This is a genomic window from Streptomyces aurantiogriseus, assembly GCF_014649375.1.
In the GTDB taxonomy this organism is placed as follows: Bacteria; Actinomycetota; Actinomycetes; order Streptomycetales; family Streptomycetaceae; genus Streptomyces; species Streptomyces aurantiogriseus.
On record NZ_BMSX01000020.1, the window covers coordinates 143877 to 156154 of the forward strand.

11 protein-coding genes and 1 tRNA gene are annotated in these 12278 nt (G+C 72.4%); 6 read left to right on the forward strand and 6 right to left on the reverse strand.

Annotation, left to right across the window (positions count from 1 at the left end; genetic code table 11):
• Window positions 1-199: 199 nt before the first annotated feature.
• The gene (locus tag IE263_RS34855; RefSeq protein WP_444545105.1) at window positions 200-1972 is read right to left on the reverse strand and encodes a YfjP family GTPase; all 1773 of its coding nucleotides are present in this window, start codon (window positions 1970-1972) and stop codon (window positions 200-202) included.
• A 195-nt stretch (window positions 1973-2167) separates the two neighbouring features.
• Between IE263_RS34855 and IE263_RS34860 the strand changes: the two genes are divergently transcribed.
• Complete coding sequence (locus tag IE263_RS34860; RefSeq protein WP_189942039.1) at window positions 2168-2401, forward strand: hypothetical protein; 234 nt, start codon at window positions 2168-2170, stop codon at window positions 2399-2401.
• 282 nt (window positions 2402-2683) lie between these two features.
• Here IE263_RS34860 and IE263_RS34865 read toward each other — a convergent pair whose 3' ends face one another.
• Complete coding sequence (locus tag IE263_RS34865; RefSeq protein WP_189942040.1) at window positions 2684-4291, reverse strand: dynamin family protein; 1608 nt, start codon at window positions 4289-4291, stop codon at window positions 2684-2686.
• A gap of 321 nt (window positions 4292-4612) precedes the next feature.
• Here IE263_RS34865 and IE263_RS34870 point away from each other — a divergent pair.
• Window positions 4613-4685 (forward strand) — tRNA-Arg (locus IE263_RS34870).
• Window positions 4686-4710: 25 nt separating this feature from the next.
• Here the strand turns inward: IE263_RS34870 and IE263_RS34875 are convergent.
• A complete protein-coding gene (locus IE263_RS34875; protein ID WP_229911331.1) occupies window positions 4711-5457 on the reverse strand; it encodes a 4'-phosphopantetheinyl transferase family protein in 747 nt (248 codons plus the stop codon).
• Window positions 5458-5673: 216 nt separating this feature from the next.
• On the opposite strand from IE263_RS34875, the gene IE263_RS34880 reads away from it, so the two are divergent.
• Complete coding sequence (locus tag IE263_RS34880) at window positions 5674-6519, forward strand: alpha/beta fold hydrolase (RefSeq protein WP_189942041.1); 846 nt, start codon at window positions 5674-5676, stop codon at window positions 6517-6519.
• A gap of 63 nt (window positions 6520-6582) precedes the next feature.
• On the opposite strand, the gene IE263_RS34885 is transcribed toward IE263_RS34880, so the two are convergent.
• Window positions 6583-6963, reverse strand: coding sequence for an S-adenosylmethionine decarboxylase family protein (locus IE263_RS34885; protein ID WP_189942042.1), 381 nt, complete (start codon window positions 6961-6963; stop codon window positions 6583-6585).
• Between the two features lie 447 nt (window positions 6964-7410).
• Here IE263_RS34885 and IE263_RS34890 point away from each other — a divergent pair, with 447 nt between their 5' ends.
• From IE263_RS34890 to IE263_RS34900, 3 genes are read left to right on the forward strand one after another with little or no spacing between them, the layout of a single operon-like run.
• Entirely contained in the window at window positions 7411-9186 is a 1776-nt protein-coding gene (locus IE263_RS34890) for a GNAT family N-acetyltransferase (protein WP_189942043.1), read from the forward strand.
• On the forward strand, window positions 9183-10295 hold the full coding sequence (locus IE263_RS34895; protein WP_229911332.1) for an HAD-IIIC family phosphatase: 1113 nt from the start codon (window positions 9183-9185) through the stop codon (window positions 10293-10295). The genes IE263_RS34890 and IE263_RS34895 overlap by 4 nt, the downstream gene beginning before the upstream one ends.
• Window positions 10292-10585, forward strand: coding sequence for an acyl carrier protein (locus tag IE263_RS34900; protein ID WP_189942044.1), 294 nt, complete (start codon window positions 10292-10294; stop codon window positions 10583-10585). The genes IE263_RS34895 and IE263_RS34900 overlap by 4 nt, the downstream gene beginning before the upstream one ends.
• 69 nt (window positions 10586-10654) lie before the next feature.
• Here the strand turns inward: IE263_RS34900 and IE263_RS34905 are convergent, their stop codons facing one another.
• Window positions 10655-11521 carry a tyrosinase family protein gene (locus IE263_RS34905; RefSeq protein ID WP_189942045.1) on the reverse strand — a complete coding sequence of 289 codons (867 nt, stop codon included), beginning with the start codon at window positions 11519-11521 and terminating at the stop codon, window positions 10655-10657.
• The gene (locus tag IE263_RS34910) at window positions 11505-12017 is read right to left on the reverse strand and encodes a tyrosinase family oxidase copper chaperone (RefSeq protein WP_373312176.1); all 513 of its coding nucleotides are present in this window, start codon (window positions 12015-12017) and stop codon (window positions 11505-11507) included. Before IE263_RS34910 ends, IE263_RS34905 begins: the two co-directional genes overlap by 17 nt.
• Window positions 12018-12278 lie beyond the last annotated feature (261 nt).

Below are 12278 nucleotides of genomic sequence, written 5' to 3' on the forward strand. Positions count from 1 at the left end.
GACCTTCACACCGGGCGGATACACGTACGGGCCCGTCCCGTACGGCTGCGTCCGACACGGTGACCGCGTCCGCCGCGATCGCCGTGAAGCCAGACTGCCTCCGCCGGAACGGGCCCGCCGAGCGCTGTGGATCACCCCTGACCTGTGGAAAACCCCCTCACCCGGACGAGGGATCCGCGTCGCGCCCGCCCAAGATCACCTACCTCGCCGCAGCCTCCATCCCCATCACCCGCCCGTACTGCTCCCGTACCTCCCGGTACCGCAACAGTTCCGCGGCCAGGGGATCCAGGACCCTCGCCCGGCCGCAGCCGGCCGCCGCCTCCCGCAGGCGCCGTTCCGCGTCCTGGCCGTATCTTCGCGCCGGACCGCGGGCCGCCATCCGGCAGCTCCACTCCACGAGCGGGCCGCCGACGATGCCGGCCACCATCAGCAGCACCGGAACGCCCAGGTTCGGTGACATGACCCCGGCGATCTGGCCCACCAGCCACAGCCCGCCGATCACCTGAAGGATCGTCATCGCCGCCTGCGCCAGCACGGCCGCCGGCCACCAGCCCGGCCGTGGCGGCCTCCCCGGCGGCAACCCGGCCCGCACAGCAAGCTCGTCCAGCGCCTCGGGCAACCCTTGCGCGCCTCGCACGGCCGCCTCGCGCACCGCCTGCGCCCACGGCGCCGGCAGCCCCGCCGAGGCCCGCTCGGACACCGTCCGCACCGCCTGTTCGACGCGCTGGCGTGCCGTGACCTCCTCGTCGGCCTGCGGCCGGACCGGGATCCGGCCGGTGAGCGGGTCGCTGCGGCCCTGGACCCACCGCCACAGCCGCAGCCACGGCGTCCCGCACGCGCGGTTGGCGTTGCGCAGCCAGGCGCGTTCGGCGGCCTCGCCCGCGGCGGTGGCGCCGACCGCGTCCGCGAGCCGGTCGGCGAACTCGTCCCGCGCCTCCTCGCTGAGGCCCGTGCGCCGACCCGCGGCGTAGACGGGCCGCAACCGCCATCCGGCGGCGTCCACGTCGGCCGAGATCCGTCGTGCCGCAGCGCCGCGTTCCGTGACGAACTGCCCGAGCAGCTCCCGCAGTTCACCGACGCCGTCGCCGGTGAGCGCGGACAGCGCGAGGACGGTCGCGCCCGGTTCGCCGTACTCGCCGAGGGCGATGCCGTCCTCGTCGAGCAGCCGCCGCAGGTCGTCGAGGACCATCTCGGCCGCCTCGCCGGGCAGCCGGTCGACCTGGTTGAGGACGACGAACATGACCTCCGCGTGGCCCGCCATGGGCCGCAGATAGCGTTCGTGGAGCACGGCGTCGGCGTACTTTTCGGGATCGACGACCCAGATGACGGCGTCGACGAGCGCCAGCACGCGGTCGACCTGCTCGCGGTGCTGCACGGCCGCCGAGTCGTGGTCGGGCAGGTCGATCAGGATGAGCCCGCGCAGCTGGGCCTCCGCCTCCGCGCTCTGCACGGGGCGCCGGCGCAGCCGGCCCGGGATGCCGAGGCGGTCGATGAGAGTCGACGCGCCGTCGCTCCAACTGCACGCGATGGGCGCGGCGGTCGTCGGCCGTCGTACGCCCGTCTCCGAGATGGCCACGCCGGCGAGCGCGTTGAACAACTGTGACTTGCCGCTGCCGGTGGCGCCGGCGATCGCGACGACGGTGTGCTGCCCGGAGAGCCTGCGCCGTGCCGCCGCCTCGTCCAGGACACGGCCGGCCTCGGCGAGCGTCTTGCTGTCGAGCCGGGTGCGGGAGAGCCCCACCAGTTCGCGCAGCGCGTCGAGCCGGGAGCGCAGGGAGTCGTCGTAGACGAGCGGGGTCGCGGGCTGCTGGCCGCCGGTCCGGATCTCCACGGCCGCGGGCTGCTCAGCGGGGGAGGTCTCGCTCACACGGCGCGCGATGAGGCCGTCGTCCCAGGTATCGGCGGCGTCCGAGCTCGTTGCGGGGGTGTGGCTGCTGTCGTCCCGCCCGCGGGGGCGACGCTCCTCACGCACGCCCGCGTGCCCGTCGTCCTCACCCCCGCGCACGCGCCGCTCCCCCTCCCGCCCGCGCGCCGGGCCACCGCTGCTCCGCCCACCGGCGCGGTCCTCACCTTTCTGCACGCGCGCGTGGTCGTCGTTCGTCTGCACGCGCGCGTGGTCATCGTTCTTCTGCACGCGCGTGTATGCGTCGCCTCTTGCCACGCGCGCGTGATCGTCGCCTTTCACCACGCGCGCGTGGTCGTCGCCCTTGAGCACACGCACATGACCGTCGCCTTCCCGTACGCGCGCGTGGTCGCCGCCTTCCGCCTCGCGCGCGTGAGTGCCGTCATCCCCGGCAGCCACCCCACCGCCGCCCTCCCACGCACCCGCACGGCCGCCGCCTCCCCCGACGCGCACGTGCCCGCCGTCCCCGCGGTCCTCACCGTCCCCACGGCCCTCTGACTGCCCACCGGTCCCGGAATCCCCGTTGCCCTCCACGCTCCCAGCAGCTCTCTTCGCTCCCTCCGCCCTCTCCACACCCTCTGCCCTCTCCACTTTCTCCTGTCCCGGCCTCCCGGCGTCCGCCCCTGCCCTCGCCGCCTCCGAGGGGTGCCCCTCGGAAGCCTCCTCGCCGGGGACGCCGTTCCCCTCCTCGCCCGCCGTGGGCCCGGCCTTCGCGGTCGCCGGCTGGTTCGTGTGATCGGGGTGTCCCGTGTGGTCCTGGTTCGTGACGGCGGTCACCGGTCACCTCTCCTTCTGCAGTACCGACAGCGCGGCGATGAGTTCGGCCTGGGGTTCGGCATGGACGTCGAGTCCGTCGAGCGGGGCGAGACGGCGCTCGCGTTCGGTGTGCATCACGCGGTCCAGGTGCTCGGCGAGCAGCCGTACCCCCCGGTCGCGCAGCCGCAGCGCGCCGTGGGCGCCGAGCCGTTCGGCGAGCCCCTCGCCCGCCGAGCGCGCCCGGCGGCCGCCCAGCAGGACGGTGGCGACGAGGGCGGCGATCACCTCGGGGTCGGGCGCGGCCCCGCGTTCCAGCTCGCGCACCTCCTCCTCGGCGTACTCCTCCAGCTCGCGCCGCCAGCGTCGTACGGCCAGGCCGATGCGGTGTTCGGCGGTCTCCAGGGAGGGGTCGTGCTCCAGCAGGGACGGGGCGGCGGCGCCCGGTTCGCGGCGCCAGGCCTCGTCGACGCGCTCGTCGGCCGCGGTGACCGCGCACAGCAGGAGCGCGGCCAGGCTCTCGGTGAGGGCGTCGAGGAGTTCGCTCGCGGTGCAGTCCAGCGGGAAGGCCCGCCAGCGCTTCAGAGCGTCCCCGGCGAGCACGGCCCCGCTCTGCAACCGCCCCCGCACGCGCGTGTGCTCGCTGTCGTACGCCCCCTCGACGGCCGAGGTGAGCCGCAGGGCGGCCGCGTACTGGGCGGCGGCGGCGCCGGCCAGTTCGGGCATCCGGGTCTTGAGGGAGTCGAGGACGCCGTGAGCCGTGCGGGCCATCGCGTGGTGGCGGGCGGCGAGGTCCTGGGCGTGGTGGACGAGCCAGGTCCGCAGCGGTGCCACGGCGGTGGCCGGCAGCAGTCCGCCGCCCCAGGCGGACTCGGGCAGTTCGGGCACGGTGAAGCGCGGTACGTCGCCCAGCCCGGCCTTGGTGAGCAGTGCGGCGTACTGCCGGGACACCTCGCCGACCACCTGGTGGGGCACGCGGTCGAGGACGGTCACGAGCGTCGCCCGGTACTCCTTGGCGGTGCGCAGGAGGTGCCAGGGGACGGCGTCGGCGTACCGCGCGGCCGTGGTGACCATCACCCAGATGTCCGCGGCACAGATCAGTTCGGCGGCGAGGACACGGTTGTCGGCGACGAGGGAGTCGACGTCGGGCGCGTCGAGGAGGGCGAGGCCGGGCGGGAGGGTTTCGGCGGTCTCGATCCGCAGCACGCGTCTGCCGTCCTCGCCGGGCAGCAGAAGATCGTCGCCCGGGCCCTGCCCGGGCACCCACATGCGCGTGAGGTCGGGCAGCACCCGCATGCCGCTGAACCAGTGATGGTCCTCCGGATGGCACACCAGCACCGGAGTCCGTGTCGTCGGCCGCAGCACGCCCGCCTCGCTGACGCGCCGCCCCACGAGGGAATTGACGAGCGTCGACTTGCCGGCGCCCGTGGAACCGCCCACGACGGCCAGCAATGGCGCTTCGGGCTGCCGCAACCGGGGCACCAAGTAGTCGTCGAGCTGGGCGAGCAGTTCGTCGCGGTTGGCACGCGCGCGTGGAGCCCCCGTCAGGGGCAGCGGGAAGCGTGCGGCGGCGACACGGTCGCGCAGGGCGGAGAGTGCGTCGAGCAGCTGAGGCCGTACGTCCAAGGTCACCACATGCGAAGAATGCCCAATTTTAGGGGATTTATGAAGCATATAGGCATGCCTGCGCGCCGACAGGACACAAGGGACGGAAGGTGCGACTGGGACGAGGGCACAGCCCAGGCATAACGAGTGCACAACACCCGGGGCTCGAGACGCCAAAAGCGATGCACGATTCGTACCTGCCTGCGATTATCAGGACCGCTTCACTGAACCTCCACATTGAGCCACGGAGGAGAAGCGCTCAGGACAAGGAACCGGGAGCCCTATCCTTGTCCCCGGCAACGTCACGGATCAGCCCACACCCGGGCACCACGTACGAGGCCACCACACCCGGCCCCCGTAGCTCAGTGGATAGAGCAGGCGCCTTCTAAGCGCTTGGCCGCAGGTTCGAGTCCTGCCGGGGGCGCCCAGACTCATTCACCCGGTCGCCGTCACCTTCCCGGGTCGTACGCCGCCACCGCGGCCGACGCGTCCCGCTGATCGAGCCGCACTCCGCTCACCCCCACGACCACGGCCGATGCCGGATGCACCCCGTCAACGATCATGTCCGCCATGGCCAGTTCGGGCCGCGCGGCGAGCTGATCCGGCCAGGCGAGCACGGCCGGCGGAGCATCCGGAGCGGACACCTCCAGTCCTCGGAGCGGCACGCGCAGGCCCACACCAAGCGCCTTCAGTACGGCCTCCTTGCGTGTCCAGGTGCGCAGGAAGGCGGAGCGTCGCTCGCCGGACGGGCGGGCGTACAGGGCCGTCAGTTCGGTGTCGGTGAGGGCGCTCGGCGCCGCCGTGTCGAGGTCGAGGCGCACGGCGTTCTCCTCGACGTCGAGGCCGACCGCCGCGCCACGGCAGACGGCCACCCCGATCACCTCACCGCTGTGGGTGACGGAGAAGTCGACGCCGGCGTACTCGGACGCCTGCGGCACCGCCAGTTCCGCCTTGCCGTGCGGGCCGCCGCAGCGCGGGCACACGCGGCGCAGGGGGACGTCGGCGGGAGGCAGGCCGAGGAGTTCCCCCAGGGCGAGACGGCTGAGTGCACAACCGACCAGAAATCGCCCCCTGTTGGCGTAGTCGGCGGTCGCCTCGTACCGGGCGCGCTCCACGGGATCGAGCAGCCGCAGGAGCCCCGCGTGCCCGTCGGCCCGACGCGCCCACCACACCTGCACCGCATGTCGCCCTGTCACATGCCTCACCCTGATCGATGATCGGCCCACGCCCTACACTCCTGCTCGCCCCGCAGGACCTCGCCCCGAACCACACCTCGCCCGAACCGCACCTCGCCCCGAACCACACCTCGCCCGAACCGCACCTCGCCCCGAACGACACCTCGCACGAGCGACCGCTCACGCGACGACCGCTCACCGACGACCGCTCAGACGACAGACAGGGGAAGCAGCCGGATGCGCCTGCACACACAGGAGTGGGGGACGGGTGAGCGTCTCGCCGTCCTCGTCCACGGCATCATGGCCGACCATCGCACCTGGCACGAACTGGTCCCGGTCCTGACGGACAGGGGCTACCGCGTCCTCGCCGTGGACCTGCGCGGGCACGGAGCCAGCGCCCGCGGGGCGTACGCGCCGCAGCTCTTCGCCGAGGACCTGCTGGAGACGCTCCCGCGCCGCCCCGAACTGGCGCTGGGGCATTCGCTGGGCGCACTGGCCCTGGCCCTGGCAGTGGAAGAACTGGCGCCTGACCGAGCGGTCTATTCGGAACCGGCCTGGCGGCTGTCCGGCTCCCAGGGCACCCTGGACCCGGCCCTCTTCACGCTCTTCAAGCGCTCTCCCCGCCTGCTGAGGAGCTTCTCCCGCCCTCCGGAGAACGCCCGCCCGGCGGCCGCCCCACCGGCGACCAGCACGACCCCACCGACGGACGACCGGCCGAGGCACAACCGGCCGACGGGCGACCGGCCCACGGGCGACCGACCAGCGGCCGACCGGACCACGGACGCCGCACAGCTCAGCGCCCGGGAAACCGCACGGATCGCCGCCGAACGCCAGGCCCTCGACTCCTGGGACGAGAACAGCGCCCTCGCGCTCTCCTCCTACCGGCTCGTCGACCACACCCCGAAGAAGGCCCTGGTGCGTTCCCTGGTCCAGGCCTCAGATCCGAGCCTGCTCGTCAGCACGGAGATGAGGGCGGAACTGGTGCGACGCGGTTTCGAGGTGCGTACGGTGCCCGCGGCACCGCACGCCATCCACCGGAACCATTTCGACGCGTTCGTCACGTCCCTGTCGGGGTGGTTGTGATCGGGGTGGTGGTGACCGGGGCGGTGGCGACCCCGCGGAAGACGGTGCCGACGACTCGGTGAATCAGTGCACCGCGCGCAGCATGCGCGTCACGTTGATCTTCGTCGGCGACAGGCCGAGCTCCACGCTCTGCATCATCCGCTCGCCGTTCAGCCGGCCGTACGCCAGCAGATCGACGTTGGCCAGGCTGAATTCCGGCCAGGTGTGAATGCTCAGATGAGACGCGGAAAGCAGCAGAATGGCGGTGACGGCACCATTGGGGAAAACGTGCGAGGCTTCACCGAGAACCTGGGCGTTCCCCTTTTCGGCAGCCGTACGCAGCACCTGGAGGAGGCGCTGTTCGTCGGTCAGGATGCTGTGGTCGCTCACCCACACGTCGACGGCGTAGGAGCACAAATCGTCGACGTTTATTCCCTCGGTGGCGAGGCTGGCGGAGTTGGTCATGGGGAACCGGGGGGCGCGAACCGCTGCCCCCGTCTCCTTTCACATAGATCTGCGCTGGTCCGAGCGGCCGAAGCGGAAGGTTTCGAGGCCGAAAACCGGCGCTCGGTGTTGCCCAGCGTAGCATCCTGGACGCTCGAGGGCTCGCGTGTGCACGGCGTCAAGGGGGCCGCCCCCGCCCCTTCCCCTCGCTCCGGACATTCCGGCCGTACATTCCGGAGTAAATTCACTGGATATCCCGGAACAATCGAGGAGGAACCTTTTCCGAAATCCCTCCCCCATCCCCCTCCTCAGCTCTCTCCTCCCCTTTCTGATTCACCGCTCCCGCACCGAGTCGAGTCGACACCCCGCCAGCCCGTATACTCGATACTCCTGGATTCCATACCGCCCGCCCGGAGCAGCATTGTGAAAAACGCGCCTCGACACCGTCGGAGTACCACAGCCGATCACGTGCTCACGGAAGTCGCGGACGCCGTCCGGCTCCAGGAGGGCCCGCCCGGAGTGCGGTCCGTCCTTCGCGCCCTGCGCCGCCTGGCTCCCGCCTCCACGAAGGACATCAGCCGCGCCACCGGCCTGCCCGTCCCGATCGTGGCCGCCGTGGGCAACGAGCTGCGCCGCCGGGACCTGCTCACCAAGGAGCGCCCCTCCCGACTGACTCCGGCCGGTCTGGACGTCGTCGCCCAGCTGGGCATGGACCTCAGCCTCGACGCCACCTGCACCACCTGCGACGGCCGCGAGCTGGTCATCCCCTCCGTGCTGGACGAGGCCGTGCGGCGGCTGCGCGCCGTCATGGAGTCGGGGCCCGCCGCCGACATGGCCATCGACCAGTCCCACTGCACGCCCGAGACCAAGGTGCGCCGGGTCCTCGCGCTGCTCGCGTCGGGCGCGCTGCCGGGCGGCTCCCTCCTGCTGGTCGGCGACGACGACCTGATCTCCCTGGCCGTCGCCGTCGTGGGCGACGTCCTCGGCGCCCCGATCGTCGAGCGGGTGACCGTCGTGGACATCTCGCCCGAGATCCTCGCCTACATCAGGAAGGTGTCGGCCGGCCTCGGCACCCGTGTCGAGACGGTCGAGCACGACCTGCGCCGGCCGCTGCCCGCCGAGTTGCGCGACGGCTTCGACGTGGCGATGACGGACCCGCCCTACACCCCGGAGGGCGCCCGCCTGTTCCTGTCGCGCGCCGTGGAGGGCCTGCGCCCCGGCCCCGCGCACAGCGTCTTCTTCTCCTTCGGCGGCAAGAGCCCCGACGAGATGCTCGAGGTCCAGCGCGAGATCATGGCCCTCGGCCTGGTCACCAACGGCTATATCCGCAACTTCAACGAGTACGAGGGCAGCGGCATCCTCGGCGGGGTCGGCTTCTTCCAGCACCTCCTCACCACCAGCTCGACCACCTCCCGCCAGGGCGACTACGGCGGGCCGCTCTACACCGGCGACAAGCGCACCCGGCAGCGCGAGTACGCGTGCGTGGCCTGCGGCACCCAGGTCCGGGTCGGCCCTGGCGCCCGCTGGACCTCGGTCGCCGCCCTGCGCGCCGACGGCTGCCCCCAGTGCGGCGAGGGCCCCTTCCGCCCGGGCCGCCTGGTCCCGGCGGAGGAACCCGAGACCCCGGCCGCCCCCACCACACCGGCCCCGGCCCTCGTTCCGGCACCCGCGTCCGCACCGGCACCGGCCCCCGCGCCCACCTCCCCGGCCCCCCAGCAACCCGGCTGGCACCTCCCGACCCCCGACGACCGCGCGGCTCTGGAAAAGCGGGCGGCGCCCTACTCCACCCGTCAGGCCGACGAGCGCGACCTCCCGGCCATCGGCGAGTTCGAGGCCGAGATCGCCCGTATCTCCTTCGGCGAGGACGCCGTCGACGACCCCGCCCGGCACGCGTCCCGGGTGGGCCGTGCCATGGAGAAGTCGAAGGAGGGCATGATCGTCGCCCACCGCCCGGGCGAGGAGGCGGCCGGCTGGTGCTGGGTGAGCATCAACCAGAACCAGATGACCGGCGACCGCTACGCCAACTTCCGCTCTCTCGCGGTCGCCCCCCTGGACAACCGCGGCGACATCGCCGAGCTGCTCCTCACCGCGGGCCTGGAGTTCTGCGTGGCGAACGGCATCACGGAAGTCGTCGGCCGCGTCCACGTCGGCAACGTCCCGATGCGCACGGTCTACCGCAAGTTCGGCTTCGACCCCGCCACCCTGACGATGAAGCTGCGCCTCCCGGAGGAGGGCTCCCGATGACCGGGGTGACCGGGGTGACCGGCTTCGATCCCGACCGGGTCAAGTGCGTCGTCTGGGACCTGGACGGCACGCTGTGGGACGAGATCGCCGTGGAGTCGCCCACCGACTACCTGCCCACACCCCGGCCCGAGATGCTCGCCGTGATCGACGCGCTGGCGGCCCGCGGTGTGCTCAGCAGCCTCGCGAGCCGCAGCGCGCCCGCGGTCCTCGACCGGCTGACCGCCGTACCGGAGCTGCGTGAGCGCTTCCTCGCGCCGCAGGTGTCCTGGCAGGACAAGAGCGAGTCGCTGCGCAGGATCGCCAAGGACCTCGGGATCGCCGTGGAGGCGCTGGTCCTGGTCGACGACTCGCCGTACGAGCGCGCCGAGGTCGAGGCCCTGCTGCCGGGCGTCCGCACCCTCGCCCCCGAGGACGTGCCCGCGCTGCTGGCGGCGTTCGAGGGCCGGGAGGTCACTCCCGAGTCGCGCGAGCGGGTCAACCGCTATCGCACCGAGGAGACCCGCCGGGCCTTGGGCGAGCGTTTCCAGGGGACGCGGGAGGAGTTCCTGCGCTGGTGCGAGATGCGGCTCACCCTCGGCGCGGCCGTACCGGACGAGGTTCCCCGCGCGCTGGAGCTCGCCGCCCGCACCCACCGTCTGAACTCCTCCGGCCTGAGCCCGGAGCGGCTGCGCGCGCTGGCCGCCTCGGACGGGCACGAGCTGTACACCGCCCGGATGGCCGACCGCTTCGGCGCGTACGGCATCATCGGGGCCGCACTGGTCGACCGGAGCACCCCGGGCACCTGGTCGGTGCCACTGCTGGCACTCTCCTGCCGGGTCGCCGGCCGGGGCGCCGCGGCGGCCTTCCTGTTCTGGCTGATGGAGCGGGCCCGCGACGCGGGCGCCGAGGAGTTCCGGGTGACCCTGCGCCCGACCGACGCCAACCTGGAGATGCGGATCCTGCTGCGCCAGGCGGGGCTGCGCCGTACGGAGGACACCGGCGACGCCGGCGCGGAATCGGCGGTCCTGGCCCGGACCCTCCACGGCGACCTGCCGAAGCCCCCCGACTGGCTGCACGTCTCCACCCGAGAATCCACCCGAGAATCCGCCCGAAAGGACGCCGAAGCGTGACGGACTCCCCCCTCTCCTCCCCCGAAGACCGGGCAACGGTGGAACGGGAGCTCCGGTCGATGATCGCCGAGGCCGCCCGCCTGGACACCGCCGTGGTCGCGCAACTCCCCGCCGACACCGAGCTGTTCGGCCCGGAGATCGGCCTCACCTCGCTGGCCGGCGTGACCCTCCTGGGCGCCGTCGACAAGCGGTACGGCGTCGACGTGGCCGCCCTGGACCTGAGCCTGGACAGTCTGCAGTCCATCGCGACACTCACCGACTTCGTCGCGGCGCACCGACAGCCGCGCTGAGCGCCACTCCCCGAGCTCTGCGGCCACAGTGGCCGAGCAGCCCGGGGCGCGAACGCGCCAGAAGCGCGGCTACTCGTACCGATAGATGTGGCTGTGGTCCTCCAGTTCCGCCGGGGTCGCGCCCCAGGGCGGCATCTTCTCGTCCCGTGCGATGACCCGGCCGTGCTGGGCATCCCCCCGGGCGAGCGGCTTCCCGGGGAGGTAGCGCGCGTCCCGGTGCCGGCGCTGCCAGCGGGACCACACGAGGTCGACGAAGGCGTGGTGCATCCAGAAGGCGGGGTCGTTGACGGAGGCGCCGCCCACCATGTGACCGCCGACCCATCGGTGGACCCGGTTGTGGTTGAGCCACGACACCGCGCCGCGCCCTCGCCCCCACCCCTCCAGCTTGTTGCGGAAGCCTCTGGTGGACGTGGAGTTCCAGGGGGCCGTGTCGTAGACCGGATCGGCGAGGGCCTTCTCCAGATCCCCGGCCGTCGGCAGGGCGATCGGGTCCCGGGCGCGGCCCAGGTCACGCATGAGGTACTCGGCGTCGGTGAACCCCTCCTTGATGGTCCACTGGCCATGGCGATAGGCGAAGGGGCCGGTCATGACCTGCCGGTCGGAAGCCCGCCCGGTGCCGCCGAGCAGGTCATCGGTCCACGGTACGGCCGTCGAGGTGCGGTCGCGTGTCCAGTCCCAGTACGGCACCGTCACCGACTCGTCCACGCGACGCAGCGCCCGCTCCATGCCCAGGAGGAACCTGCGGTGCCAGGGCAGGAAGGAGGGTGCCATGTGGGCCGCCCGCAAGCCGCTCTCGCCGTCGGGGAGGTAGTACTGGATGTGCATGCGCACGAACTCGTCGTACTCGCCGCGGCGTTTGACCTCGATCAGCGCGGCCACGAGCCGGCGCCGCTCGGACGGGGTGAGCGTGCTGACGTTCTTACGCGTGTACACCATGGCGGTGACCCCCCTCGGTTCCCGGGCCGCCGCTCGGCGTACCGCTGTCGTCCCTGCGGCTGCCGCTTCCGCGTGACGGGCCCAACCGCGTGGTGGGGCCGAGTTCGTCCACGGCCGCGCGCGCCGCGGCAAGCGGTGTCGGATACGACTGGTAGTGGTCGACCATGGTCATCCAGGTGCCGTCCGCGCGACGCATCAGATGCAGTGGCCGCCCGTCCACGGTGACGTGCCACGTGCCGGAGACGTCGTTCCCCGACCGCCCGGCATCGTCTCTGATGCCGACGATGCTCCGTCCGCGATACGTCTCGTCGAACCGCGCCTCCTCGGGCCCGGCCGACCTCGACGCCGCCAGGACCGGCGCGAGCGCCACCCCGGCCGCCGACGCGAACAGCCCCCGCAGCACCCGCCTGCGACCGGTCGCCTCGGTGGGGTTGTCGACGAGCGGGCCCGGATCGCCGGCTCGCAAAAGGTGCGTTTCGGTGGGGTTTGAGGTCACCGCGGCATCCTAAGACGAGTCAGCAGACACACGGACGTTCTGTCACTCGACCGGATGACGCGCCGTCAACCCGACCACTCGAACGAGGGATTCTCCAGGGCCCCTCGTCCGTGATGTCACCCGCAGCCGCCGACTACTGGATTCCGTGCGCCCGAGAGAGGTCGCTCGAGGGCCACGGCCCCCGCAAAAGGCCGACTCCGCACGACGCGGAATCGGCCTCTTCGGAGCACCACCGGAAAATGCCGGAAACGCCGGGTCAGG

What these genes read in the sequence shown, in the direction of transcription:
- IE263_RS34880 (WP_189942041.1), top strand. Translation starts at nt 5,674, where the DNA reads ATGCGCCTGCACACACAGGAGTGGGGGACGGGTGAGCGTCTCGCCGTC.
- IE263_RS34895 (WP_229911332.1), top strand. Translation starts at nt 9,183, where the DNA reads ATGACCGGGGTGACCGGGGTGACCGGCTTCGATCCCGACCGGGTCAAG.
- IE263_RS34905 (WP_189942045.1), bottom strand. Translation starts at nt 11,521, where the DNA reads ATGGTGTACACGCGTAAGAACGTCAGCACGCTCACCCCGTCCGAGCGG.
- IE263_RS34885 (WP_189942042.1), bottom strand. Translation starts at nt 6,963, where the DNA reads ATGACCAACTCCGCCAGCCTCGCCACCGAGGGAATAAACGTCGACGAT.